The 23,493-nt window shown below is 72.4% G+C and carries 24 protein-coding genes; 9 read left to right on the top strand and 15 right to left on the bottom strand.

From position 1 onward, the window contains the following. Nucleotides 1-131: 131 nt before the first annotated feature. Both ACIQRW_RS23495 and ACIQRW_RS23490 read right to left on the bottom strand, forming a co-directional pair. Nucleotides 132-1,676, bottom strand: coding sequence for an MFS transporter (locus ACIQRW_RS23495; RefSeq protein WP_403763587.1), 1,545 nt, complete (start codon nucleotides 1,674-1,676; stop codon nucleotides 132-134). Continuing rightward, entirely contained in the window at nucleotides 1,673-2,224 is a 552-nt protein-coding gene (locus ACIQRW_RS23490) for a TetR/AcrR family transcriptional regulator (RefSeq protein ID WP_403763584.1), read from the bottom strand. The genes ACIQRW_RS23495 and ACIQRW_RS23490 overlap by 4 nt, the downstream gene beginning before the upstream one ends. Before the next feature lie 302 nt (nucleotides 2,225-2,526). Between ACIQRW_RS23490 and helR the strand changes: the two genes are divergently transcribed. After that, nucleotides 2,527-4,692, top strand: coding sequence for an RNA polymerase recycling motor ATPase HelR (helR, locus tag ACIQRW_RS23485; protein ID WP_403763581.1), 2,166 nt, complete (start codon nucleotides 2,527-2,529; stop codon nucleotides 4,690-4,692). Nucleotides 4,693-4,723: 31 nt separating this feature from the next. On the opposite strand, the gene ACIQRW_RS23480 is transcribed toward helR, so the two are convergent. The 3 genes from ACIQRW_RS23480 to ACIQRW_RS23470 all read right to left on the bottom strand — a co-directional run bounded on the left by ACIQRW_RS23480 (nucleotide 4,724) and on the right by ACIQRW_RS23470 (nucleotide 8,562). Further along, nucleotides 4,724-5,695, bottom strand: coding sequence for an aldo/keto reductase (locus ACIQRW_RS23480; RefSeq protein ID WP_403763578.1), 972 nt, complete (start codon nucleotides 5,693-5,695; stop codon nucleotides 4,724-4,726). 108 nt (nucleotides 5,696-5,803) lie between these two features. Continuing rightward, the gene (argH, locus tag ACIQRW_RS23475) at nucleotides 5,804-7,231 is read right to left on the bottom strand and encodes an argininosuccinate lyase (RefSeq protein ID WP_403763575.1); all 1,428 of its coding nucleotides are present in this window, start codon (nucleotides 7,229-7,231) and stop codon (nucleotides 5,804-5,806) included. A gap of 134 nt (nucleotides 7,232-7,365) precedes the next feature. Further along, complete coding sequence (locus ACIQRW_RS23470; RefSeq protein WP_403763572.1) at nucleotides 7,366-8,562, bottom strand: argininosuccinate synthase; 1,197 nt, start codon at nucleotides 8,560-8,562, stop codon at nucleotides 7,366-7,368. Nucleotides 8,563-8,757: 195 nt separating this feature from the next. Between ACIQRW_RS23470 and ACIQRW_RS23465 the strand changes: the two genes are divergently transcribed. Both ACIQRW_RS23465 and ACIQRW_RS23460 read left to right on the top strand, forming a co-directional pair. Next, nucleotides 8,758-9,357 (top strand): pyridoxamine 5'-phosphate oxidase family protein, encoded by a 600-nt coding sequence (locus ACIQRW_RS23465; RefSeq protein ID WP_403763569.1) that lies wholly within the window; start codon nucleotides 8,758-8,760, stop codon nucleotides 9,355-9,357. Nucleotides 9,358-9,441: 84 nt separating this feature from the next. Continuing rightward, nucleotides 9,442-10,149, top strand: a complete 708-nt coding sequence (locus ACIQRW_RS23460; protein ID WP_403763566.1) for a L,D-transpeptidase — start codon at nucleotides 9,442-9,444, stop codon at nucleotides 10,147-10,149. Nucleotides 10,150-10,159: 10 nt separating this feature from the next. Here the strand turns inward: ACIQRW_RS23460 and ACIQRW_RS23455 are convergent, their stop codons facing one another. Genes ACIQRW_RS23455 through argC form a run of 5 tightly spaced genes read right to left on the bottom strand, consistent with a single transcriptional unit; the run spans nucleotide 10,160 to nucleotide 15,041 of the window. Beyond that, nucleotides 10,160-10,696 carry an arginine repressor gene (locus tag ACIQRW_RS23455; RefSeq protein ID WP_006123291.1) on the bottom strand — a complete coding sequence of 179 codons (537 nt, stop codon included), beginning with the start codon at nucleotides 10,694-10,696 and terminating at the stop codon, nucleotides 10,160-10,162. A gap of 25 nt (nucleotides 10,697-10,721) precedes the next feature. Then, entirely contained in the window at nucleotides 10,722-11,921 is a 1,200-nt protein-coding gene (locus ACIQRW_RS23450; RefSeq protein ID WP_403763563.1) for an acetylornithine transaminase, read from the bottom strand. Continuing rightward, nucleotides 11,918-12,865 (bottom strand): acetylglutamate kinase, encoded by a 948-nt coding sequence (argB, locus tag ACIQRW_RS23445; RefSeq protein ID WP_403763560.1) that lies wholly within the window; start codon nucleotides 12,863-12,865, stop codon nucleotides 11,918-11,920. Before argB ends, ACIQRW_RS23450 begins: the two co-directional genes overlap by 4 nt. Beyond that, a complete protein-coding gene (gene argJ / locus ACIQRW_RS23440; RefSeq protein ID WP_403763557.1) occupies nucleotides 12,862-14,016 on the bottom strand; it encodes a bifunctional glutamate N-acetyltransferase/amino-acid acetyltransferase ArgJ in 1,155 nt (384 codons plus the stop codon). Before argJ ends, argB begins: the two co-directional genes overlap by 4 nt. After that, nucleotides 14,013-15,041, bottom strand: coding sequence for an N-acetyl-gamma-glutamyl-phosphate reductase (argC, locus tag ACIQRW_RS23435; RefSeq protein ID WP_403763554.1), 1,029 nt, complete (start codon nucleotides 15,039-15,041; stop codon nucleotides 14,013-14,015). Before argC ends, argJ begins: the two co-directional genes overlap by 4 nt. Nucleotides 15,042-15,180: 139 nt before the next feature. Here argC and ACIQRW_RS23430 point away from each other — a divergent pair, with 139 nt between their 5' ends. After that, entirely contained in the window at nucleotides 15,181-15,534 is a 354-nt protein-coding gene (locus ACIQRW_RS23430) for a VOC family protein (protein WP_403763551.1), read from the top strand. A gap of 76 nt (nucleotides 15,535-15,610) precedes the next feature. Here ACIQRW_RS23430 and ACIQRW_RS23425 read toward each other — a convergent pair whose 3' ends face one another. Beyond that, complete coding sequence (locus ACIQRW_RS23425) at nucleotides 15,611-16,261, bottom strand: hypothetical protein (RefSeq protein WP_403763548.1); 651 nt, start codon at nucleotides 16,259-16,261, stop codon at nucleotides 15,611-15,613. A gap of 7 nt (nucleotides 16,262-16,268) precedes the next feature. Between ACIQRW_RS23425 and ACIQRW_RS23420 the strand changes: the two genes are divergently transcribed. Further along, the gene (locus ACIQRW_RS23420; protein WP_403763545.1) at nucleotides 16,269-16,685 is read left to right on the top strand and encodes a hypothetical protein; all 417 of its coding nucleotides are present in this window, start codon (nucleotides 16,269-16,271) and stop codon (nucleotides 16,683-16,685) included. 69 nt (nucleotides 16,686-16,754) lie between these two features. Here ACIQRW_RS23420 and ACIQRW_RS23415 read toward each other — a convergent pair whose 3' ends face one another. Then, nucleotides 16,755-17,099, bottom strand: a complete 345-nt coding sequence (locus ACIQRW_RS23415; protein ID WP_403763542.1) for a hypothetical protein — start codon at nucleotides 17,097-17,099, stop codon at nucleotides 16,755-16,757. A 211-nt stretch (nucleotides 17,100-17,310) separates the two neighbouring features. Between ACIQRW_RS23415 and ACIQRW_RS23410 the strand changes: the two genes are divergently transcribed. Next, a complete protein-coding gene (locus ACIQRW_RS23410) occupies nucleotides 17,311-18,174 on the top strand; it encodes a hypothetical protein (RefSeq protein ID WP_403763539.1) in 864 nt (287 codons plus the stop codon). Here ACIQRW_RS23410 and ACIQRW_RS23405 read toward each other — a convergent pair. Next, the gene (locus tag ACIQRW_RS23405) at nucleotides 18,161-18,490 is read right to left on the bottom strand and encodes a deoxyxylulose-5-phosphate synthase (protein WP_403763536.1); all 330 of its coding nucleotides are present in this window, start codon (nucleotides 18,488-18,490) and stop codon (nucleotides 18,161-18,163) included. The two genes, ACIQRW_RS23410 and ACIQRW_RS23405, sit on opposite strands and share 14 nt — an antisense overlap. Before the next feature lie 184 nt (nucleotides 18,491-18,674). On the opposite strand from ACIQRW_RS23405, the gene ACIQRW_RS23400 reads away from it, so the two are divergent. From ACIQRW_RS23400 to ACIQRW_RS23390, 3 genes are read left to right on the top strand one after another with little or no spacing between them, the layout of a single operon-like run. Continuing rightward, entirely contained in the window at nucleotides 18,675-19,283 is a 609-nt protein-coding gene (locus tag ACIQRW_RS23400; RefSeq protein WP_403763533.1) for a GPP34 family phosphoprotein, read from the top strand. Between the two features lie 45 nt (nucleotides 19,284-19,328). After that, a complete protein-coding gene (locus tag ACIQRW_RS23395; protein ID WP_403763530.1) occupies nucleotides 19,329-20,174 on the top strand; it encodes a HEAT repeat domain-containing protein in 846 nt (281 codons plus the stop codon). Between the two features lie 3 nt (nucleotides 20,175-20,177). Continuing rightward, the gene (locus ACIQRW_RS23390; RefSeq protein ID WP_403763527.1) at nucleotides 20,178-21,176 is read left to right on the top strand and encodes a MerR family transcriptional regulator; all 999 of its coding nucleotides are present in this window, start codon (nucleotides 20,178-20,180) and stop codon (nucleotides 21,174-21,176) included. Here ACIQRW_RS23390 and ACIQRW_RS23385 read toward each other — a convergent pair. Both ACIQRW_RS23385 and ACIQRW_RS23380 read right to left on the bottom strand, forming a co-directional pair. Continuing rightward, nucleotides 21,155-22,540 carry a hypothetical protein gene (locus tag ACIQRW_RS23385; protein ID WP_403763525.1) on the bottom strand — a complete coding sequence of 462 codons (1,386 nt, stop codon included), beginning with the start codon at nucleotides 22,538-22,540 and terminating at the stop codon, nucleotides 21,155-21,157. The genes ACIQRW_RS23390 and ACIQRW_RS23385 overlap by 22 nt on opposite strands. Before the next feature lie 114 nt (nucleotides 22,541-22,654). Further along, nucleotides 22,655-23,479 (bottom strand): LysR family transcriptional regulator substrate-binding protein, encoded by an 825-nt coding sequence (locus tag ACIQRW_RS23380; protein ID WP_403763523.1) that lies wholly within the window; start codon nucleotides 23,477-23,479, stop codon nucleotides 22,655-22,657. Nucleotides 23,480-23,493: the final 14 nt, after the last annotated feature.

Here is a 23,493-nt window from a genome sequence, read left to right as displayed (position 1 = left end):
ACGCTCGGCTGGGAAACCCCAGCCGAGCGCCTGCATAAACTGCTCACGGCCTGACCAACACAACCACGTGTTGCGACGACCCCTAGAAACCGCCCCCTCGGGGGCGCGGGCCCTTCCTCGCTCCGTACGCCCTACGGGTGCTCGACGCCGTCCTCCAGCTTCTGGCCCCGCAGCAGGAACCAGGCCGCGACCGCCGCCGCCAGCAGTACCGCCGCACCGACGCCCGCGGCCGACCGCAGTCCGTCAACGAACGCCTCCTGGGCCGCCGAGACCAGCGGCCCGGCCTGGGCGGCGGGCAGCGCCCCGGCCGCCTCGACCGCGCCGCCCAGTGACTCGTGGGCGGCCGACTCGACGTCGGCGGGGATGCCGGACGGGGTCGGGAAGCCCCGGTAGACGCCGGTGACGATGGAGCCGAGCAGGGCGATGCCGAGGGCCGCGCCCAGTTCGTACGCGGTCTCGGAGACGGCGGACGCGGAGCCCGCCTGCTCCTTCGGCACGCTGGAGAGGATCACGTCGGCGGTGACGGTGAAGGCGAAGCCCGCGCCGACGCCGACGACCAGCAGCATGGCGCCGAGCAGCGGATACCCGGTGTTCTGGTCGAGCAGCGTCACACTGCCGAGGGCAAGACCGACCGCGGCCAGGCCGCCCGAGACGACGGAGCGGACCGAGAAGCGGCGGGCGGCGAACCCGGCCAGCAGACCCGCGGTCACCGCGCCGATGGCGGCGGGCAGTTCGGCGAGCCCGGCCTCCAGCGGTCCACGGCCCTGCACCAGTTGCAGGAACTGGGAGAGGAAGAAGACCAGACCCGACAGGCCGAGGATGGTCAGCAGGTCGGCGAGGACCGCGCCGGAGAAGCCCCGGTGGTGGAAGAGCCGCATGTCCAGCAGGGGCGCGGGCAGCCGCAGTTGCCTGCGGACGAACCAGGTGAGCGCGCCGACGCCGACGACGGCCGCCGCCCCGGCCTCCCAGCTCACCCCGTGCGCGGCCGCTTCCTTGATGGCGTACACGACACCGATCATGCCGACCAGGGAGAGCCCGACGCTGAGCATGTCCCACGGGCCGGGGGCCGGGTTCTTGGACTCCGGGATCAGCTTGATGCCGACGACGACGAGGACGGCCATCACGGGCAGGTTGATGAGGAAGACCGAACCCCACCAGAAGTGTTCGAGCAGGAACCCGCCGACGACCGGGCCGACGGCCGCGCCCGCCGAGGCCATCGCGCCCCAGATCCCGATGGCGAGGCTGCGCTCGCGCGGGTCGTGGAAGAGGTTGCGGATCAGGGCCAGGGTGGACGGCATCAGGGTGGCGCCCGCGACACCGAGCAGCGCCCGGGCCACGATCATCATCTCGGGCGTGGTCGCGTACGCGTTGAGCACGGAGACCGCGCCGAACGCGACGGCGCCGACCAGCAGCAGCTTCTTGCGGCCGATCCGGTCGCCGAGGCTGCCCATCGAGACGAGCAGGCCGGCGATGACGAAGGAGTAGACGTCACCGATCCAGAGCAGCTGGGTGCCGGTCGGTTCGAGGTCCTCGCTGAGGAACGGGGTGGCGAGACCGAGGACGGTCGCGTCCACGGCCACCAGCAGCACGGCGAGGACGAGGACGGCGAGCGCGATCCACCGCCCCGGGCGGCGTACGGCGTCCGTGGTGTCCGGGTTCTGGTCGATGCTGGTCATTGCTCTACGCTCCGGCGTGCTCCGCCGAGCAGCAACTCGACGATCATGTGTTGGAAATCCTGTGCGGCGACCCGCCCCGCCTGGACGGCCCAGGCGCCGGTGCCGACGAGCCCGTAGAGGGCCTCCGTCAGCCAGGCGGGGGAGAGGTCGATACGGAACTCGCCGCGCTCCTGGCCCCGGCGGAAGAAGGCGGAGACGCGGGCGTCGGCCCGGTTCCAGCCCTCGTTGACCTCGTCGCCCTCGAAGAGCTGGTTCTCGTTGACGAGGAAGGACAGCAGTCCGGCGCTGGGCTCGACGGCCGCGATGAGGCGGCGCAGCCCCTCCTCGGAGGTGTCCTCATCGAGCCGGGCGGCGTCCAGGGCCGCCTCGAACTCCTGGATGCCGAGATTCTCCAGCGCCCTCACCAGGGCGTCACGCCCGGCGAAGTGGCGGTGGAGGGTGGCCCGGCCGATGCCCGCCGCCCTGGCGACCTCGTCCATCGTGGCGGTCGATTTGCGGGTCAGCAGGGCGGCGGCGCTGCGCAGCACCTGCTCACGGTCGAGAGTCATGAGACAACCATAACCCATCTGAGACAGATTCGTCTCACCGTAGGGCGTGCGCGGGCGCGCAGCAGGACGAGGGGAAGGCAAGAGGGGGTGGGGCGGGGGAGGAAGAGCCGGGGGCGGAAGAGCCGGGGGCGGAGCGAGGCGGGAAACAAAAAAAGTGGCCGGAGGTGAATCCACTCCTTGCCACTCTCAACTTATAGCGCACGGGGGGCCTTGCGGCAAGGCCCCCCATATGCCGCAGAATCGTCCGCCGTAGCCGGGATGGGACGCCGCCCTCCGTACGCACCGCAGATCGGAACGATGCCGTGAAACCCCTGACCGCCAGCGCGTTCGACCTCCCCGACCGCCTCTCCCCCAAGGCCGACCCGGCGCTGATCGCCGATGACGAGCAGCACTTCGCGGCCATCGCCCACTGCCTGGAACAGTCGATCGCCGAGCTGACCGACCGGCTCGCGGCCGAACGCAGGGCGCCCGGCGGGGCGAGCCGGCAGGCGATGGACCGGGACGTGGAGATCCACCGGCTGACCGGCCGGCTGCGCGCCCTGCGCAGGTTCGGCCTCGACCTGTGCCTCGGGCACATGGTCGCCGCGGACGGCTCCGGGCCGCTGTACGTGGGACGGCTCGGGCTGACCGACAGCACGGGCCGCCGGCTGCTGCTCGACTGGCGCTCCCCCGCCGCCGAGCCGTTCTTCGGGGCCACCCACGCCGATCCGATGGGCCTGGCGAGCCGCCGCCGCTACCGCTGGACCGGCGGCCGGATCAGCGACTACTGGGACGAGGTGTTCGCACCGGAGGGCTTCGCCGGTCATGCCGCGCTGGATGACCAGTCCGCGTTCATCGCCAGTCTGGGCGGCAACCGGTCGGCCCGGATGCGCGATGTCCTGGGCACCATCCAGGCCGACCAGGACGCCATCATCCGGGCGGGCTCCCGGGGCGCGCTCGTCGTCGACGGCGGGCCCGGCACCGGGAAGACCGTCGTCGCCCTGCACCGCTCCGCCTACCTCCTCTACTCCGACCCGCGCCTCGGGCACCGCCGCGGTGGCGTGCTGTTCGTCGGGCCGCACGAGCCCTATCTGGGGTACGTCGCCGATGTCCTGCCCAGCCTCGGGGAGGAGGGCGTGCAGACGTGCACCCTGCGGGACCTGGTCGCCGAGGGAGCGCAGGCGGGCGCCGAGGCCGACCCGGAGGTGGCGCGTCTGAAGGCGTCGGCGGACCTGGTGAAGGCGGTCGAGCCGGCCGTCCGGTTCTACGAGGAGCCGCCCGCCACGGGCGTACGGGTCCAGACGCACTGGTCCGACATCTGGCTGAGCGCCGCCGACTGGGCCTCGGCGTTCGGGGCGGCGGACCCGGGCACACCGCACAACGAGGCGCGGGACCAGATCTGGGAGGAGCTGCTCACGATCCTCGTGGACAAGCACGACGGCGACGCCCCGGAGGCACAACTGCGCGCCTCGCTGCGGCGCAACCGGGAGCTGTTCGCCCTCTTCGACCGCGCCTGGCCGCTGGTCGAGGCGGCCGACCTGGTCGGCGACCTCTGGTCCGTACCCGCCTATCTGCGCAAGTGCGCCCCCTGGCTGACCTCGGAGGAGGTCGGGCGGTTGCAGCGCCATGACGCCCGGGCCTGGACGGTGTCCGACCTGCCTCTCCTGGACGCGGCACGGCAGCGGCTCGGCGACCCGGAGGCGTCCCGGCGCAGGCGCCGTCACGAGGCCGCGGCCGCCGCCGAACGCGAGCAGATGGACCGGGTCGTCGAGAGCCTGCTGGCCGACGAGACCCTGGCCGACGCGGACGCGGACGGCGAGGGTGCGCTGGTGATGCTGCGCGGGGCGGATCTCCGGGAGTCCCTGGCCACCGCCGACCGGCCGAGCGGCACCGAACCCGACCTGCTGGCCGGTCCGTTCGCGCACATCGTCGTGGACGAGGCGCAGGAACTGACCGACGCCCAGTGGCAGATGCTGCTCCAGCGGTGCCCGTCCCGGAGCTTCACCGTCGTCGGGGACCGTGCGCAGGCCCGGCACGGGTTCACCGAGTCGTGGCAGGAGCGGCTGGAGCGGGTCGGGCTCGACCGGATCACCCTGGCCTCCCTGACCATCAACTACCGGACACCGGAGGAGATCATGGCGGAGGCCGAACCGGTGGTCCGGGCCGTGCTCCCCGACGCCAACGTGCCGGTCTCCGTCCGCAGCAGCGGCATCCCCGTCACGTACGGCCCCGTCGGGGACCTGGACACCGTCCTCGCCGACTGGCTCGCCGCGCACGACGACGGGATCGCCTGTGTCATCGGAGATCCCGCGTTCCGGGCGACGCCCCGCGTGCGGTCGCTGACCCCGGAGCTGTCGAAGGGCCTGGAGTTCGACCTGGTCGTCCTCGTCGACCCGGAGAGGTTCGGCGCGGGCGTCGAGGGGGCGGTGGACCGCTATGTCGCGATGACCCGGGCGACCCGGGAACTCGTCGTCCTGACGAGCTCCTGAGGCCGTCGGGGCTGGGCCTGTGGGCGGGCTTTCAGTGCCAGGGCAGTCCTGCCCGGTGCCGCCAGTAGGCCTCCGGCTCCTCGACCAGGGCGTCGAGGCCGGCCCGCTGCTCGTCGTCCAGGTCGACGACGGCGGCGTGCAGATTGCCGGAGAGCTGGCCCACCGTGGCGGCGCCGGAGAGCGCGACGTCGGCCCAGGGCTGGTGCAGGACCAGCGCGAGGGCGACCGCGTCGCCGCCCACGCCCGCGGCGGCGGCGATCTCCTGGAACACGGCGGGGGCCTCGTCCCCGGCGAGGCGCCCGTTGGCCATGCCCTCCTTGACGATCACGGTGAGCCCGGCGTCGTGGGCCTCGGCGAGCGCGGGCGCGGCCGAGGTCTCCAGGGCGTTGTAGGTGGCCTGAACCGTGCGGAAGAGGGGTTCGCCGTCGACCGTGACGGCGAGGGCGGCCCGGATCGCTTCGGCCTGGGCGGGGCCGCTGGTGGAGAGGCCGACGGTGACGCCGTCGGCGGCCAGGGCGGCGAGCCGGTCGAGCAGTTCCTTGTCGGTGAGCGCGGGGCTGTCCGGGGTGACCGAGTGGACCTGGTAGAGGCTGAGCCGGTCGCCGAGGAGGGCCCGGGTCTCGGCGTACTGGCGCTCGAAGGCGGTGAGGCTGTGGTCCTTGACCTCGTGTTCCTCGGCCTCGACGTCCCAGTCGGCGGTATAGGCGTACCCCCACTTGCTGCCGACGACGAGGTCGGTGAACGAGGGCCGGGCGTCCAGCCACTCCGCGAGGAACTCCTCGGCACGGCCGTAGGAGCGTGCGGTGTCGACATACCGGACGCCCTGGGCGTAGGCGGCGTCCAGCAGTTCGTGGGTGCGGGCGCGCAGGGCGTCGGCGTCGCGGTCGGCGGGCAGGTCCCGGTCTCGGTGGAGATTGATGTAGCCGGGCCTCCCGACGGCGGCAAGGCCCAGCCCGATGTGGGCGGTCGGGGTCGTCGCGGCGGCCAGGGCGGCGAAGGGCATCGCGGGCTCCTCGGGGTCGAGTTTCGGTTACTCCTACCCCGGTGAGCGCGCGATGCCCTTCGTCCATCCGGTGCGGCACGCCTCCCCGCGCGCACCTGGCCGGCCTTCCTACTGGCGGGCGGTCGCCCAGGCGTGCTGCGCGGCCAGGTCTTCCTTCACCTCGGCGAGCTGTACGGCGACGGCGGAGGGGGCCGTTCCGCCCCGGCCGTCGCGGGAGGCGAGGGCGCCCCGCACATTGAGCACCGTGCGGACCTCGGGGGTGAGGTGCTCGGAGATCTTGGCGAACTGCTCGTCGGTGAGCTGGTCGAGCTCGATGCCCTGCTGCTCGCACTCCTTGACGCAGGCGCCGGCCACCTCGTGCGCCACCCGGAACGGAACGCCCTGCTTGACCAGCCATTCCGCGATGTCGGTCGCGAGCGAGAAGCCCGCCGGGGCCAGCTCCTCCATGCGTTCGCGGTTGACGGTGAGGGTGGCCATCATCCCGGTGAAGGCGGGGAGCAGGACCTCCAGCTGGTCGCAGGAGTCGAAGACGGGCTCCTTGTCCTCCTGGAGGTCCCGGTTGTACGCGAGCGGGAGCGCCTTGAGCGTGGCGAGCAGGCCGGTCAGGTTGCCGATGAGGCGGCCGGACTTGCCCCGGGCCAGCTCCGCGATGTCCGGGTTCTTCTTCTGCGGCATGATCGAGGAGCCGGTGGAGAAGGCGTCGTGGAGGCTGACGAAGGAGAACTCCTTCGTGTTCCAGATGATGACCTCCTCCGCGATCCGGGAGAGGTTGACGCCGATCATCGCGGTGATGAAGGCGAACTCCGCGACGAAGTCCCGCGAGGCGGTGCCGTCGATGGAGTTGGCGACCGAGCCGTGCTCGAACCCGAGGTCGGCGGCGACCGCCTCCGGGTCGAGGCCGAGCGAGGATCCGGCGAGCGCCCCGGAGCCGTACGGGGAGACGGCGGTGCGCTCGTCCCACTGGCGCAGCCGCTCGGCGTCCCGGGACAGGGACTGGACGTGGGCGAGCACGTGGTGGGCGAAGAGCACGGGCTGGGCGTGCTGGAGGTGGGTGCGGCCCGGCATCGCGACGTCCGCGTGGGCCTCGGCGAGGCCGACCAGGGCGCTCTGGAGATCGGCGATCAGGCCGCCGATGGTCCGGGCGTGGTCGCGCAGGTACATCCGGAAGAGCGTGGCGATCTGGTCGTTCCGCGACCGTCCGGCCCGCAGCTTGCCGCCGAGGTCGGCGCCGAGGCGCTCCAGGAGTCCGCGCTCCAACGCGGTGTGGACGTCCTCGTCGGCGATGGTCCCGGTGAAGGAGCCGTCAGCGACGTCCGCTTCGAGCTGATCGAGCCCGGCGAGCATCCGGGTCAGCTCGTCCTCGCTGAGCAGGCCCGCCTTGTTGAGCACGCTCGCGTGGGCTCGGGAGCCGGCGATGTCGTACGGCGCGAGCCGCCAGTCGAAGTGGACGGACGCGGACAGCTTGGCCAGCGCCTCGGCCGGTCCGTCGGCGAAACGCGCGCCCCAGAGCCGGACGTCACCGTTGTTGCTGCTCACTGCGTGCTCCTCAAAAAGACAAAGGCAAAGGCCAGGACAGAGGCCAAGGTGCGGATATGCGGCCGCCTCCCTGCCGCGTGACGACGGGGAGGCGGCTGTACAACGAGGGAGGGTCAGGCGAGGTAAGCGTCAGGCTATGCCTGCAGATCACGCTTCGCCGCGATCTTGGAGGAGAGACCGAAGATCTCGATGAAGCCCTGCGCCTTGGACTGGTCGAAGGTGTCGCCCGAGTCGTAGGTGGCGAGGTTGAAGTCGTACAGCGACTCCTCGGACTTCCGGCCGGTGACGACGGCGCGGCCGCCGTGCAGGGTCATCCGGATGTCGCCGGTGACGTGCTGGTTGGCCTCGTTGATGAAGCCGTCCAGGGCGCGCTTGAGGGGGGAGAACCACAGGCCGTCGTAGACCATCTCGCCCCAGCGCTGCTCGACCTGTCGCTTGTAGCGGGCCAGCTCGCGCTCGACGGTGACGTTCTCCAGCTCCTGGTGGGCGGTGATCAGCGCGATGGCGCCGGGCGCCTCGTACACCTCGCGGGACTTGATGCCCACGAGCCGGTCCTCGACCATGTCGATCCGGCCGATGCCCTGCGCGCCGGCCCGCTCGTTGAGCTGCTGGATCGCCTGGAGGACGGTGACGGGACGGCCGTCGATGGCTACGGGCACGCCCTCCTTGAAGGAGATGACGACCTCGTCGGCCTCGCGCTGGACGGCGGGGTCGTCGGTGTACTCGTAGATGTCCTCGATCGGCGCGTTCCAGATGTCCTCCAGGAAGCCCGTCTCTACGGCGCGCCCGAAGACGTTCTGGTCGATGGAGTACGGGGACTTCCTGGTGGTCGCGATCGGGAGGTTCTTCTCCTCGCAGAAGGCGATCGCCTTGTCCCGGGTCATCGCGTAGTCACGGACCGGGGCGATGCACTTCAGGTCGGGGCCGAGCGCGGAGATGCCGGCCTCGAAGCGGACCTGGTCGTTGCCCTTGCCGGTGCAGCCGTGGGCGACGATCCCGGCGTTGTGCTTGTGGGCGGCGGCGACGAGGTGCTTGACGATGGTCGGCCTGGAGAGGGCCGAGACCAGCGGGTAGCGGTCCATGTAGAGGGCGTTGGCCTTGATCGCCGGGAGGCAGTACTCCTCGGCGAACTCGTCCTTGGCGTCCGCGACCTCGGCCTCGACGGCACCGCAGGCGAGCGCGCGCTTGCGGATGACGTCCAGGTCCTCGCCGCCCTGGCCGACGTCCACGGCAACGGCGATGACCTCGGCGCCCGTCTCCTCGGCGATCCAGCCGATGGCGACGGAGGTGTCCAGGCCGCCCGAGTAGGCGAGAACGACGCGCTCGGTCACGGGTTTCTCCTTACGGTGCAATCACTGATGGGTATAACTATGCAGTCCACCGTATTGTTTGTCAAAATAGCAGGTCAGCGTAGTCGCTCGGTCGCGCGGGCGCGTGGAGGCGGCCAGCGGAGCGGCGTCGCGCACCGGGGTCCGGATGATGAAATTCCCTGCTCACCGCCCGGATCGAGGGCTGATAATCACCTCATGGGAAAAACGCACGAACGCATCGACGGACGGCTCAGAACCTTCATCGAGGAACAGCACATCTTCTTCACGGCCACCGCCCCGCTGGACTCCGACGGCACGGTGAACCTCTCCCCCAAGGGCCTCACCGGTTCCTTCGCCGTCCTCGACGAGCGGACCGTCGCCTACCTGGACTTCGCCGGGAGCAACGCCGAGACCGTCGCCCACCTCCGGGAGAACGGGCGCATCACCCTGATGTGGTGCGCCTTCCAGGGGCCGCCGAACATCGTGCGCGTGCACGGCCGGGGTGAGCCGGTCTTCCGTGACGACCCCCGGTTCCCCGGGCTCCTCGCCCGCTTCCCCGGTGTCGATCCGGCCCCGCACGGGCTGCGCGCGATCATCGTGGTGACCGCCGAACTGATCCGCGACACCTGTGGGTTCGGCGTGCCGTTCCTGAGCTACGACGAGGACCGCACGCTGCACGCGGACCGGTTCCGGCGCGACGACGACGAGAGCCTCAGCGCCTACTTCGCGAAGAAGGAGGACATCGCGACGAGCATCGACGGACTGCCGGGCCTGCCGCTCCCGCTGCCGCCCCTGCCGACCGCGCTCCCGGAGTGAGCCCGTCCCGTCCGGAGTGAGCCGCTGGGCCGTACGGAGCAGGTCCGGTGGGGCGTGCCCGCCGGCCGCCGTACGGTCCGGAGCATGCGCAGATCACTGGTGACCGCCGCCGTACTCCTCGCCCTGGCCGGCTCCCTCGGGGCCGGGCCCGGCCGGACCGATGCCCCTCCCCTGCCGTACCGGCTGGCGGACACGGGCGGCGGCTCCCAGCTGATCACCGCCGAGGCCCCCGGTACCGGCTCCACGACGGGGACCGTGACCTGGTGGGAGCGGCGCGGGGGCAGGTGGACGGAGGCCGGGTCGGCACCCGCGCGGTTCGGGGCGAACGGGCTGGCCGAGGGGGCGACCCGGGAGCAGGGCACCAGCACCACGCCCACCGGTCTGTACGACCTGCCGTACGCCTTCGGCATCGAGGACGCCCCGGCCGGCACGACGTACCCCTACCGCGAGGTCACCGAGGACTCCTGGTGGTGCCAGGACAACGACTCGCGCGCGTACAACCGCTGGGTGGAGCCGCGCCCCGGCCACTGTCGGGCGGCGGAGGCCGAGCACCTGGTCTCCTACGGCACGCAGTACGCCCGCGCCCTGGTGATCGGCTTCAACTACGACCGGCCGGTACGGGGCAGGGGCGCGGGAATCTTCCTGCATGTGAACGGACGCGGGGCGACGGCCGGGTGCGTCTCGGTCCCGGCCGACGCCATGGCGGAGATCCTCGCCTGGGCGGACCCGGAGCGCGAACCGCACATCGCGGTCGGCACCTCCTCGGGCCCGACCGCGATCACGCGCTACTGAACAGGGATGCTCAGCGGTCGTTCTGAGCGAGCCTCAGCAGGTGATCGGCGAGCGCCTGGCCGCCGTTCGGGTCACGGCTGATGAGCATCAGCGTGTCGTCGCCCGCGATGGTGCCGAGGATGTCGTGCAGTTCGGCCTGGTCGATGGCCGAGGCGAGGAACTGGGCCGCGCCCGGCGGGGTGCGCAGCACCACGAGGTTGGCCGACGCCTCCGCCGAGATGAGCAGTTCGGCCGAGAGCCGGCGCATCCGCTCCTCCTTGGCCGAGCCGCCCAGCGGGGCCTGCGGGGTGCGGAATCCGCCCTCGCTCGGCACCGCGTAGATCAGCTCGCCGCCGGTGTTGCGGATCTTCACCGCGCCCAGCTCGTCGAGGTCCCGGGAGAGCGTCGCCTGGGTGACGCTCAGCCCGTCGTCGGCGAGGAGCTTGGCCAGCTGGCTCTGCGAGCGGACCGGCTGCCGGTTCAGGATGTCCACGATCCGGCGGTGGCGGGCGGTGCGGGTCTGCGGCACGGACGGCCCGCCGTGCTCGGATTCCTGCGCCTCGGTCATCGTCGTCGCCTCATTCTCCGGAGGGTCATGCTCCGGATCGTCCGTCCCCGTATGCCGCGTCGAGAGCGCTCGGCAGGATCTCCAGGAACGCGTCCACCTCCGCGTCACCGATGATCAGCGGCGGCATGAGCCGTACGACATCGGGGGCGGGCGCGTTCACCAGGAGGCCGGCTCCCTGGGCCGCCTGCTGCACCTGCGGTGCGAGGGGTCCGGTGAGCACGATACCCAGCAGCAGGCCAGCGCCGCGGACGTGGGAGACCAGTGGGTGTCCCAGCGCCTCGACGCCGTCGCGGATCCTCTCCCCGAGCCGCTTGACGTCGGCGAGCACGCCGTCGGCCGCGAGGGTGTCGATGACGGCGAGTCCGGCGGCACAGGCGACCGGGTTGCCGCCGAACGTCGTGCCGTGGTGCCCGGGCTTCAGCAGGTCGGCCGCCGGTCCGAAGGCGACCGTCGCGCCGATCGGCAGTCCGCCGCCGAGACCCTTGGCGAGGGTGACGATGTCCGGCTCGACGCCCTGGTGGGCCTGGTGCTCGAACCACTGGCCGCAGCGGCCGATTCCGGTCTGGACCTCGTCCAGGACGAGCAGGGTGCCGGTCGCCCGGGTGATCTCCCGGGCGGCCTCCAGATAGCCCTTGGGCGGGACGACGACGCCGTTCTCGCCCTGCATCGGCTCGATGATGACCAGCGCGGTGTCGGTGGTCACGGCGGCCTTCAGCGCGGCGGCGTCCCCGTACGGAACGTGGGTGACGTCACCGGGCAGCGGGCGGAAGGGCTCCTGCTTCCCGGGCTGGCCGGTGAGGGCGAGCGCGCCCATCGTCCGGCCGTGGAAGCCGCCGTCGGTGGCGACCATGTGGGTACGCCCGGTGAGCCGGCCGATCTTGAAGGCGGCCTCGTTGGCCTCCGCGCCGGAGTTGGCGAAGAAGACCCGCCCCTGACGGCCGAAGAGCTGGAGCAGCCGCTCGGCGAGCGCGACGGGCGGCTCGGCGATGAACAGGTTCGATACATGCCCGAGGGAGGCGATCTGGGTGGAGACGGCCTCGACGACGGCGGGGTGGGCGTGGCCGAGGGCGTTGACCGCGATGCCGCCGACGAAGTCGAGGTGGCGGGTGCCTTCCTCGTCCCAGACGTAGGCGCCCTCGCCGCGGACGAGCGGCAGCCGGGGCGTGCCGTAGTTGTCCATCAGCGCGCCCTGCCACCGCTGGGTGAGTCCTTCGGCGCCGGTCATGATTCCCCCTGCTGCTGGTGTCCGTGCGTTGCCGGTGTTCCGTGTACGTCGATGGGGGCGTCGGGCACGACCATCGTGCCGATGCCCTCGTCGGTGAAGATCTCCAGCAGGATCGAGTGCTGGACGCGGCCGTCGATCACGCGGGCGGTCTCGACGCCGTTGCGCACGGCGTGCAGACAGCCCTGCATCTTGGGGACCATGCCGCTGGACAGCTCGGGGAGCAGCTTCTCCAGCTGGCTCGCGGTGAGCCGGCTGATGACGTCGTCGCTGTTGGGCCAGTCCTCGTACAGTCCCTCGACGTCGGTGAGGACCATCAGCGTCTCGGCGTTCAGCGCGGCGGCGAGCGCGGCGGCCGCGGTGTCGGCGTTGACGTTGTAGACGTGATGGTCGTCGGCGGAGCGGGCGATGGAGGAGATGACCGGGATGCGGCCGTCGTCCAGCAGCGCCTGGATGGCCCCGGTGTCGATGGCGGTGATCTCGCCGACCCGGCCGATGTCGACGAGCTCGCCGTCGATGGTGGGCCGGTGCTGGGTGGCGGTGATGGTGTGGGCGTCCTCACCGGTCATGCCGACGGCGAGGGGGCCGTGCTGGTTGAGGAGGCCGACCAGCTCGCGCTGGACCTGTCCGGCGAGCACCATCCGGACGACGTCCATCGCCTCGGGAGTGGTGACCCGCAGCCCGGCCTTGAACTCGCTGACCAGGCCCTGCTTGTCGAGCTGGGCGCTGATCTGCGGGCCGCCGCCGTGCACGACGACGGGCTTGAGGCCGGCGTGCCGCAGGAAGACGACGTCCTGGGCGAAGGCGGCCTTCAGCTCCTCGTCGATCATGGCGTTGCCGCCGAACTTGATGACGACGGTCTTGCCGTGGTGCCGGGTCAGCCAGGGCAGCGCCTCGATGAGGATCTGCGCCTTCGGGAGTGCGGTGTGCTTCCGCGCTGTGGTCATGAGCTGTACGCGCTGTTCTCGTGGACGTAGTCCGCGGTGAGGTCGTTGGCCCAGATGACGGCCGACTCGGTGCCGGCGGCGAGGTCGGCGGTGATCCTGACCTCCCGGTAGCGCATGTCGACGAGTTCGCGGTCCTCGCCCACGCTGCCGCTCTTGCAGACCCAGACGTCGTTGATGGCGACGTTGAGCCGGTCCGGCTCGAAGGCGGCCTTCGTGGTGCCGATCGCGGAGAGGACGCGGCCCCAGTTGGGGTCCTCACCGTGGATGGCGCACTTGAGGAGGTTGTTGCGGGCGATGGACCGGCCGACCTCGACGGCGTCGTCCTCGGTGGCCGCGTTGATCACCTCGATCCGGATGTCCTTGGAGGCGCCCTCGGCGTCCCCGATGAGCTGCCGGGCGAGGTCCCCGCAGACGGCCCGTACGGCCTCGGCGAACTCCCCCTGCTCCGGGGTGATTCCGCTGGCGCCGGAGGCGAGCAGCAGCACGGTGTCGTTGGTGGACATGCAGCCGTCGGAGTCGATCCGGTCGAAGGTGGTGCGGGTGGCGTCGCGGAGGGCGGCGTCCAGCACGGGGGCTTCGACATCGGCGTCGGTGGTGAGGACGACGAGCATGGTGGCGAGGCCCGGGGCGAGCATGCCCGCGCCCTTGGCCATGCCGCCGACGGTCCAGCCGTCGCCGCCCGCGACGGCCGTCTTGTGCACGGTGTCGGTGGTCTTGATGGCGATGGCGGCCTTCTCACCGCCGTGCTCGCTGAGCGCGGCGGCGGCCTGCTCGATGCCCGGGAGCAGCTTGTCCATGGGGAGCAGGAGACCGATGAGCCCGGTGGAGGCGACGGCGACCTCGCCCGCGCTGTGCCCGTCCAGCACCTCGGCCACCTTCTCGGCGGTGGCGTGGGTGTCCTGGAAGCCCTGGGGACCCGTGCAGGCGTTGGCGCCACCGGAGTTGAGGACGACGGCGGTGACCTCGCCGCCCTTGAGTACCTGCTCCGACCAGAGCACCGGGGCGGCCTTGACCCGGTTGGAGGTGAAGACGCCCGCGGCGGCGCGACGCGGCCCGTTGTTGACCACGAGGGCCAGGTCCGGGTTGCCGCTCTCCTTGATTCCCGCGGCGATGCCCGCCGCCGAGAACCCCTGTGCTGCCGTGACGCTCACGGTGCCACTCCGATCGTCGAAAGACCTGTGTCCTCGGGGAGTCCGAGGGCGATGTTCATGCTCTGGAGGGCGCCGCCCGCGGTGCCCTTGGCGAGGTTGTCGATGGCGCTGATCACGATGATCCGCCCGGCCGCCGCGTCGTACGCGACCTGGAGCTGTACGGCGTTGGAGCCGTACACCGCGGCGGTGGCGGGCCACTGCCCCTCGGGCAGCAGGTCCACGAACGGCTCGTCCGCGAACGCCTTCTCGTACGCCCCGCGCAGGCTCTGGGCGCTGACGCCGGGCCTCGCCTTCGCGCTGCACGTGGCGAGGATGCCGCGCGGCATGGGCGCGAGGGTGGGCGTGAACGAGACGGTGACCGGCTGCCCGGCGGCGGCGCTGAGGTTCTGGATCATCTCGGGCGTGTGGCGGTGCCCGCCGCCGACGCCGTACGGGGTCATGTTGCCCATCACCTCGGAGCCGAGCAGATGCGGCTTGGCCGCCTTGCCCGCACCCGAGGTGCCGGACGCGGCGACGATCACGGCCTCCGGCTCGGCGAGGCCGGCCTCGTACGCCGGGAAGAGCGCGAGGGACACGGCGGTCGGGTAGCACCCGGGCACGGCGATGCGCCGGGTCCCGGCGAGCGCGGCCCGCCCGCCCGGCAGCTCGGGCAGCCCGTACGGCCAGGTCCCGGCGTGCGGGGAGCCGTAGAACGTCTCCCAGTCACCGGCGTCCTTCAGCCGGAAGTCGGCCCCCATGTCAACGACGAGAACCTCCTCCCCCAACTGTTCGGCGACGGCGGCTGACTGCCCGTGCGGAAGCGCCAGGAAGACGACGTCGTGGCCGGCGAGCACCTGGGCGGTGGTGGGCTCCAGCACCCGGTCGGCCAGGGTCCGCAGATGCGGCTGGAGCGACCCGAGCGCCTGCCCGGCGTTGGAGTGCCCGGTGAGGGCGCCGATCTCGACGTCCGGGTGCGCCAGCAGAAGACGGAGCAGCTCCCCGCCGGCGTAGCCGCTCGCCCCTGCCACTGCTGCTCGTACCACCATCGGTAACCCTCCTGATCGATGGCATGACTATACGCATCGACGCACTTTTATGCAAAGCTGTACCGGCTGCGGGCAGCGACGGTCGACGACGTTCACCCCCGGCCCTGGCAGCCGGCCGACCCTGTTTATGCTCGCGCCCATGGCACTCGAATGGGAACAGATCATCGTCGACTCCGCCGACCCCATCGCCCTCGGGCGCTGGTGGGCGGAGGCTCTCGGCTGGGTCGTGGTCGACGAATCCGAGGAGATCATCGAGATTCGGCCCGAGCCGGACCGGATGCCGGGGCTGCTCTTCGTTCCTGTCCCCGAGGGCAAGACGTCGAAGAACCGGCTCCACCCGGACTTCCGCCCCGACGACCGGGAGGCCGAGGTCGCCCGGCTGCTCTCCCTCGGTGCCCGGCGCGCCGACACCGTGCGGGACGAGCAGCACTGGGTGACCCTCCTCGACCCGGAGGGCAACGAATTCTGTGTCCTGGGTGAGCGGAAGAGCTGAGCGGGGCCGGGCAGCGGTTGGGGCGGAGGTTGCCTGACGCTTTCGCCCGGCGTGGGGAGCGTCGCGGGCCCCTCCTCTACGCGTTCGTCGTGCCCACGGTTCCCCCGACGTGGAACGGGAGGGAGCGCCGCTGCCCAGTGCGCACGTCGGGGCCCAGGAGCTGTTCCGCCGACTCGCCGCCTTCGGCGAACCGGGCCTCGTAGGCCTCCCGGCCGAGGAGGTCCACGGTCCGGGCCGAGATGCGGTCGACGTCGTACCGCTCCCCTGCGGGCAGCGGCAGCCCGACCGCGTCCCTGGCCGCCGCCGCGGCTCCCAGATGCCGGGCCGCGGCCCCGGGCCGGCCCCTCAGCAGTTCCGCTCCGGCCAGCCCTTCCAGCGCCAGCGCGACCGCCCGCGGGTCGCCGGTGGCGCGGGCCACCGTCAGGCCCTCCCGCTGCAGGCGCAGGGCCTCGTCCGCGTCGCCCCGAAGTTCGGCGATGAACCCCAGCTCGACCAGGATCAGCGGGGGCGTTTCCGGTTCGTACCCCTCCCGCCGGTGCAGGTCGAGGACCTGGCGCAGGTGGGCCTCGGCCGCGTCGAGTTCGCCGGCTCTGCGGGCCCCCAGCCCGAGCCCGATCTCGGCGTACTGTTCGCCGAACGTGTCCGACTGCTCGGCCGCGAGCCGCCGCGCCCGCTCGTGCAGCTCCCGGGCCCCCGGCAGGTCCCCGGTCAGCAGCGCGAGCCGCACCAACCTGGTGGTCAGCTCCGCCCCGCCGGAGAGGGGCGGATCCGCCGCGGCGCTCTCCTCGATCAGCGGTGACCTGGGTGTCGCCCTGGGCAGCGCAGCCCTGGGCAGCGTCGGCAGCGCCGTCTACCGCAGCCAGGTCCAGGTGCCCGAGGGGCTGCCCGAGGAAGCCGCCCGGGCCACCGGGGACAGCCTGGAGAGCACCATGGTCGCGGCAGGCCGGCTCTCCCCGGAGCTGGGCGACCAGGCGCTGGCCGCCGCCCGTGACGCGTACACCAGTGGGCTGAACATCGTCGCCGTCGTCTGTGCTCTGGTCGCCGCCACCACCGCGGTCATCGCGATGACCGCCCTGCGGGGCGTGGGCTCCCCCAAGGCCGGCCCCGCACAGGATGCCCCCCAGGACGTCCGGCCGCCCGTGGCTCCGTAGGGGGTCACGGGCGGCGGCGTGTGCAGCGGTGGGTCAGGGGTGTGCGACGGCTCGGTGTGCGGCAGCGCGTCAGTGGAAGACGACCGAACGCACCTTCAGCCGCTCCGAGGCCCCGCCGGTGTGCGGGCGGAGGGGGAAGGAAGCACCCTCGCAGTCGACGTCAGTGAAGACCTCCGCCCAGGCGTCCGTGCGGTTCTTCGGGGAGTGCCCGGGCTCGGGGTTCTCCAGGCCGACGCCCGGGAGGTTGACGCACTCGCCGCTGGGCGGGCTGGTCAGGAAGCCGGTCGCCTCATACCCCTCGACGGTCACATAGTCGTAGCGGAACTGCCCCTCGGCGGCCGAGGCGGAGGAGGGGACGGCGGCGAGCAGCAGAGCGGCGCCGAGAACGGCGGCAAAGGTGGAGCGGAAGCGCATGGGTGAAATCCTTCTGGTGATGGGGGAGTTGCCGTGGCCCTCTTCCCGGCAGACCGGGCCGGTCGCGGGTGGGGCCGGGCGGGAAGACGTGTTTCCGCAGGCGCGCCGACGCACGGGGCACCGAGGCGACAGCGCAGTGACACTGCGTACACATGGTGACACACAAAGCGACCGGTCATGATCCAGAGCCGGCTGCGGGGTTCGGCGAGCAGTGGCACGGCAGGTGCGGCGACGCCCGGCGGAGAACCGCGCCGAGGACCCCTACCTGCACGACCACACCGACCTGACGTCGGTCGCCCTCGGCACGCTCCCGCTCTTCCTGCTTCTCCTCGGCGTCGGCAGCGCGGCCCTACAGACGGTGTGCTCCCGGGCTGTCGGGGCGGAGTCAGCGGACTACGCCGCGACAGCCCGGGACAGCCGCTCGTGGGGCCCGGCGCCCGCACGGCTGCGACCGGTGCTCGCCGTGTACACGCTGCGTGGCCTGATCGTCTGGCCGCTGCCCCTGCTCGTCTTCGTCGTGGCGGACCGTCTCACCGGCTACCACCTCGACACCCCGGAGCCCCTGGAACGCGGATCGTGGCCCCATACGCTCGTCATGGTCTCCCCCGCGGCGGCCCTGTTCATCGCCGCGCTGCTGCGTCTCGCGCTCACCCTCGCCCCGGCCGCCGCGGCCGCTGGTCTCGGCCCGCGCGCGGCCCTGCGCCGTTCCTGGTCGCTGACGTGGACACGGACCGGCGCGCCCCGCGTCCTGGCCCTCGCGCTGCCGTCGGCCGCTGTCGCCGCCGGGGTGTTCCGGCTGGTGGCACAGGTCGCCCTGCCGCTGCGGCCCCTCGTCCGTAACCTCGTCGAACAGGCCACGGGCAACTTCTTCGCCGCGTACTACGCCGGGATCCTCGCCCCCGTCATCGTCGGGGTCCTGGTCGCGGCGGCCGTGACCCTCCCCGTCACGTGCACGGCCTTCGCGGTCCTCCACGACCGGCTGCGGGTGCCCCGCGCCTCGCCACGGAGCCCCGGGGACCCGGCCGCCCGCCCGACCGCGTCCGAGCCACGGCCATCACGCCCTACGGCACGTTGAACCGGACGAGCGCCTTGGCGACCGGGGTGCCGCTGCGCCGCGCGTACGTCAGCCGCTCGCGCACCTCACGCGGAGTCCGTGGACGGAATCCGGGCCCGCCGCAGCAGCTCTTGTGGAATCCCACGCCGGCGTTCAGCAGCACAGCGAGGGCCCGCCAGGCCGCGACGTCCCGCCTCCTCGGCGCCGCGAACGCCGATCCCGCGTGGATCATCGGCTCCGCACAGCGCGGACAGTTCCGCTGCCTTGCCCGGTCGTGGGGCTGCTTGAAGGAGACCCGGCAGGGGAGGCAGACGTACGAGGTTTTCCCATGGCTCACCGGCTCAGCCTAGGGATCACACCGGGAGACGGCCATCGACTTCTTCGGACCTGGCCCCGGTCCAGGGCCGGACGGCACGGGTGGAGGCGATACTGGTCGCAGCAGTCGCCCCGCCGCCGAACCGGCTCCTGGCCGGGGCGGCCGGTGGGGCCCGCCCTGCCCATGCCTCTGAGGGGAGCCGTTCATGACCACGGCGAAAGACCTGTTCATCATCGCCATGGATCCGGTACCGGAGCACACCGTGGGGCAGGGCGACCTGTCGCTCGCCCTCGCGGGGGCCGAACTGCTCGATCTCATCGGTGCGGGAACCGTCACCGTGGACGGCGACCTCATCGTGCCGGGCGGGTCGTCGACGCCGGACGACCGGCTTCTCGGCGAGGCCGCCGCACTGATCACCCGGGAACCGCCCTACGAGCGGATCGAGGACTGGCTGTGGCGCCGCGGCCGGGACCTCTCGGCCACCTACCAGGACGCTCTGGAGAAGGACGGCGAGCTCACACAGAAGAGGAGCGGCCGACTGCCCTTCGGCCCCAGGCGCGTGGAGCTGGTCGACACCCCCGGCCGCCACCGGGCCATCGGCCGCCGGGAGGAGGGGGAACCCGTCCTGGCCGCCCTCGCATCGGCCGTGGGCATCGACGGCGGACGGTCCGGCGACGACGAGCCCGGCCTCGACGACGAGACGGTGACGACCGTGGTCGCCACCGTCAACGAAGCGGTGATGGAGCTGGAGGCCGTACGCCAGCGGCGGACCATCGAGAACACGGCCTTCGCCAACGTCTGGCGCGGTCCGTGAGCCGGGCCCCCGGCCGAGGCACACGCCAGGGTTGACCTTGACACGGTGACAAGCTCTTCACTGCTGGCCGAGGAGGTGGTCTCGATGACGGTCACGGGACACGACACGGACACGGTACGAGCGCTGCGGGGGCTGGAGGACGACCGTGCGTCGGTGCGGCTGCGCGCCGCTCTGGCGGTCGGCTCGACGCCGGACCCGCGCTTCGTCGGCACGCTCGTCGAGCGGTGCGCGGTCGAGCCGGAGTTCTTCGTACGCGACATGCTGACCTGGGCGCTCACCCGTCACCCGGTGTCCGTCACCCTTCCCCCGCTGCTCCGCGAACTCCGCTCCGAGCGGGCGCGGGCGCGGAGCCAGGCGTTGCACACGCTGTCCAAGATCGGGGACCGGCGGGCGTGGCCGGCGATCACCCGGGCGCTCCTGACCGACGCCGACGACGAGGTGGCGCGGAGTGCCTGGCGGGCGGCGGTGGTGCTCGTACCGGAAGGGGAGGAGGCCGCGTTGGCGGTACTGCTGGCGACGCAGCTCGGGCGCGGCGGGCGGGAGACCCGGCTGAGTCTCAGCCAGGCGCTGGTCGCCCTGGGGGACGCGATGGCGCCGGCTCTGGCCGCCGCGACGAGGAACCCCGACCCGCTCGTCCACGCGCACGCGCTCGCCACCCAACGGCTGCTGAGCGACCCGGACGCCGGATTCACGCTCGCCGTGGAGGAGGCGAAGCGCGTCGTGGCCCTCGGCGGCCAGGGCGCCTCCGGTGACGTCGGTGACGTCGGTGACGCCGGTGATGCCGGTGATGCCGGTGACTCCCACGGCTCCGATGGCTCCGATGGCTCTGGTCGCTCCGGCCGCTCCGGCCGCTCCGGCCGCTCCGGCCGCTCCGATGAGGAAGGTCCCTAGGGCGTGTTGATCGGTGAAGTCGCGCGGCGGTCCGGAGTCAGTGCCCGCATGCTCCGGCACTACGAGTCGCTCGGGCTGGTGCGGCCGTCGGGCCGCACCGGGTCCGGTTACCGGGAGTACTCCGAGAAGGACATCCAGCGGATCTTCCATGTCGAGAGCCTGCGGGCGGTGGGGCTGTCGCTGCGCGAGATCGGGCGCGCCCTCGACGATCCCGGCTGCACACCCTCCGCGCTCGTCGACGACCTGATCCGCCGGACGCGTGAACGCATCGCGGTGGAGACCGAGTTGCTCACCCGGCTGCACCGGATCCACGCCGCGGATCCGGTCGGCTGGGAGGACGTCCTCCAGGTCGTCACGCTCCTGGGGGCGTTGGGGTCCAAGAGCGCCGACGCCCGCCAGCGCGCCGCCCTCGCCTCGGTCGACGAGGTTCCGGTGGAGGCCCTGGTCGAGGCGGTGCTCGGCGAGGGCGACCCGCATGTGGCCGGGGCCCTTCGATGGGCCCTGGCGCGATCGGGCGGCAGCGGCCCCGCGCTGCTGGCGGACGGGCTCGGCTCATCGGAGGCCGCGGTGCGGGAACGCGCCGTCCGGTCCCTCGCCGAGATGCCCGGCGGTGAGGCCACCGCACTGCTGCGGGACGCCCTGGGGAGCCCCGACGCCGTGGTCCGCGGCTACGCCGCCCTGGCCCTCGGGACGCGCGGCGAGGCCGATGCGGTCCCGGCGCTCGTCGACCTGGTCGTGGCGGGGACGAACGACACCGATGCGGCCGACGCGCTGAGCCTGCTGGCCGGCGACGACACGGCGGCGGACCGGATCGCGGCCGTGCTCGTCGACCGCCTCTCCCGCGACACCACCGGCGCGTCGGCGCGCGGGCGGCTGACCCAGGCGCTGGCGGGCGTCCCGGGGGCGGCTTCCTCACGTGCCCTCCGGGAGCTGCTGCACGACGAGGACCGCGCCGTCGCGCTGACCGCGGCGTACCTTCTTCAGCTGCGCGACGTGGGGTGACGGATCTCGCCCGGGACGTCGCCCACGGGAACCGGTGCGGCGTGTGGCGTGGTGTCGTCGTGGGGCGGGGAGTCGGTCGGCGGCCGGTCCAGGAGCAGCGGAATCGCCAGGACGGGCAGCAGCCAGACGAACACGATGAGGCGGTGGCCGAGCAGTTGGTCGAGGTTCGGGTGGCCCGCCTGGTTGAGCAGGCCCGCCGCCCCTGCCGCCAGGGCGACGGGCAGCACCACGGAGCGCCGTCTCAGCAGCGCCCAGGCCGAGAGCGCGAGCAGGACGGGGAGGACCGGGTAGGTGGCCTGGCGTCGGAGCCACGCCGACCAGAAGACCCGCTCCTGGACGAAGAACTCGGGCCAGGGGTCGGGCCGGTCGGGGCGCTGGTAGTGGTGGGTCAGCAGGTCCTGGGCGCTGTCCTGGCCCATGGGCCAGGACAGGAGGTGCGCCCCGGCGTAGACGATCGCCGCCAGCGCACCGCACAGTGCGGACACCCGGAGTACGGGGGCGAGCGCCCGCCGCTTCAGCCGGAACCACCCGGCCCAGGCCAGGAAGACGCCCGCGAGAGCGGCCGCCAGCAGCAGGGCCTGGGAGTAGCGGACGAGGAACATCAGGGCGAGGCCGCCCGCGACGAGCGCCGCGCCCGTACGGGGCCGGTCCCGCAGCAGCAGGACGCAGCCGAGGGCGACCGCCGTGCCGAGCGCCAGGGAGAGCCCGTCGCTCAGGGGGTTCATGGCGACGGTGCCGGTGGGCAGGGCGAGGTACAGGGCCTGCCCGGCCAGCCCGGCGCGCCGGGAAGCCCCCGCGGCCCGGAGGGTGAGCAGGACGCAGACGCTTCCGGCCAGCGCGACGACGAGCCCGGCGAGCCAGAGACCCCAGGTGGCTCCGAAGGCGGCCACGAAGGGGACCAGGAACAGCGGATAGCCGGGCCTGGCCTCGAAAATGGCCATGAAGCGCTGGTTGGCGAACGGTGCGGTCATCCCCGACGTGTTGCCGTGGTCGGTCCAGTACGCGACCGAGTCGTTCAACCGGCGCACGCAACGCTCCTCCGACTCTCCCGCGGCCTTCCTGCTGGTCCAGGGGATGAACTCCAGGGGTGCGTGCTGCCCGCTGGCACAGGAGTAGCCGATGGCCAGTCGGCCCGCCTCCTGGCGGTCCGCGCCGCTGAGGCTCAGAGCGTAGGAGAGGTAGTTCTTCGTGTCGGGCGAGGCGCGTCCGGTGACCGCTGTCAGCTGGAACCCGGCGAAGGCCACGGCGATGAGCAGCATCCCGACGAGGCCGAGGCGCTGGGTTCTGCGGGTGCTCGGCAACGGCCCGCGCGCGGTCGGCGACCACCAGCGGATGTTCGGCATCGGTCTGCGGATGTTCGGCATCGGACGGACGCTCCCCTGCATACGGCGGTTGCTCCATCAACGAGACAACCGGCGTGTGGTGGCGTTCGCGGGGCGAATCCGGATGCGACGGGCGCGGGCCGGAGCCCCGGTGCGCTACCGGCCCCGCGGCTTTCCGCGCTTGCCGCCCTGGCCGCCGGTGCGGCCGCCCGACTGGGGCTTCCTGCCCGCCGCGGACCTGTTCCGGGTGCCGCCCGCGCCGCCGCCCGCCCCGGCCCGCTTGGCCTTGTTGTCCTTGGCCTTGTCCTTGGCCTTGTCCTTCGCCTTGTCCTTCGCGTTGTCCTTCGCCGGACGCGGCGGGGTGGCCGCGCGGCCCCGGGTGCTGTTGACGGTGCGCCCCCGGACGATCCCGATGAACTCCTCCACCAGGTCGGGGGTGACCTCCGCCTCGGGCCAGGACAGGGCGACGCGTGACTCGGGGGCTTCCGGGACCGGACGGTAGGTGAGGTCCTTGCGGTGGTGGAGGCGGGCCAGGGACTGCGGGACGAGGAGGACGCCCACGCCCGCCGCCACCAGCTCGATCGCGTCCGCCGTGGTCGCCGGGCGCTCGACGGCGGGGCGGCCGGGGAGGGTCTCCCAGGCGAGGAGGTCGTCCAGCGGGTGCAGCACGATCTCGTCGGACAGCTCGGCGAGCGACACCTCCTCCGCGGCGGTCGCGACGTGGTCCTTGGGGATCACGACGACGGTCGTCTCGGTGTAGAGGGGGATCGCGCTCAGGACGTCCCGGTCGACCGGGAGCCGTACGAGACCGGCGTCGGCGCCGCCGTCCGCCAGCAGCTCCGGTGCCTCGGCCGCGGTGGCCTGGACGAGTTCCAGAGAGGTGTGGGGCAGCCGCTCGTGCCAGACCCTCACCCACTTGGTGGGCGTCACGCCGGGAACGTACGCGAGCCTGAAGGATGAGGGGATGTTCGAGCCTGTCACGGAACCAGGCTACC

The organism is Streptomyces sp. NPDC091287, assembly GCF_044768525.1.
Classification (GTDB): Bacteria; Actinomycetota; Actinomycetes; order Streptomycetales; family Streptomycetaceae; genus Streptomyces.
The sequence above is the reverse complement of the archived record's forward strand: the minus strand, read 5'-3'. Positions and strand labels throughout refer to the sequence as shown.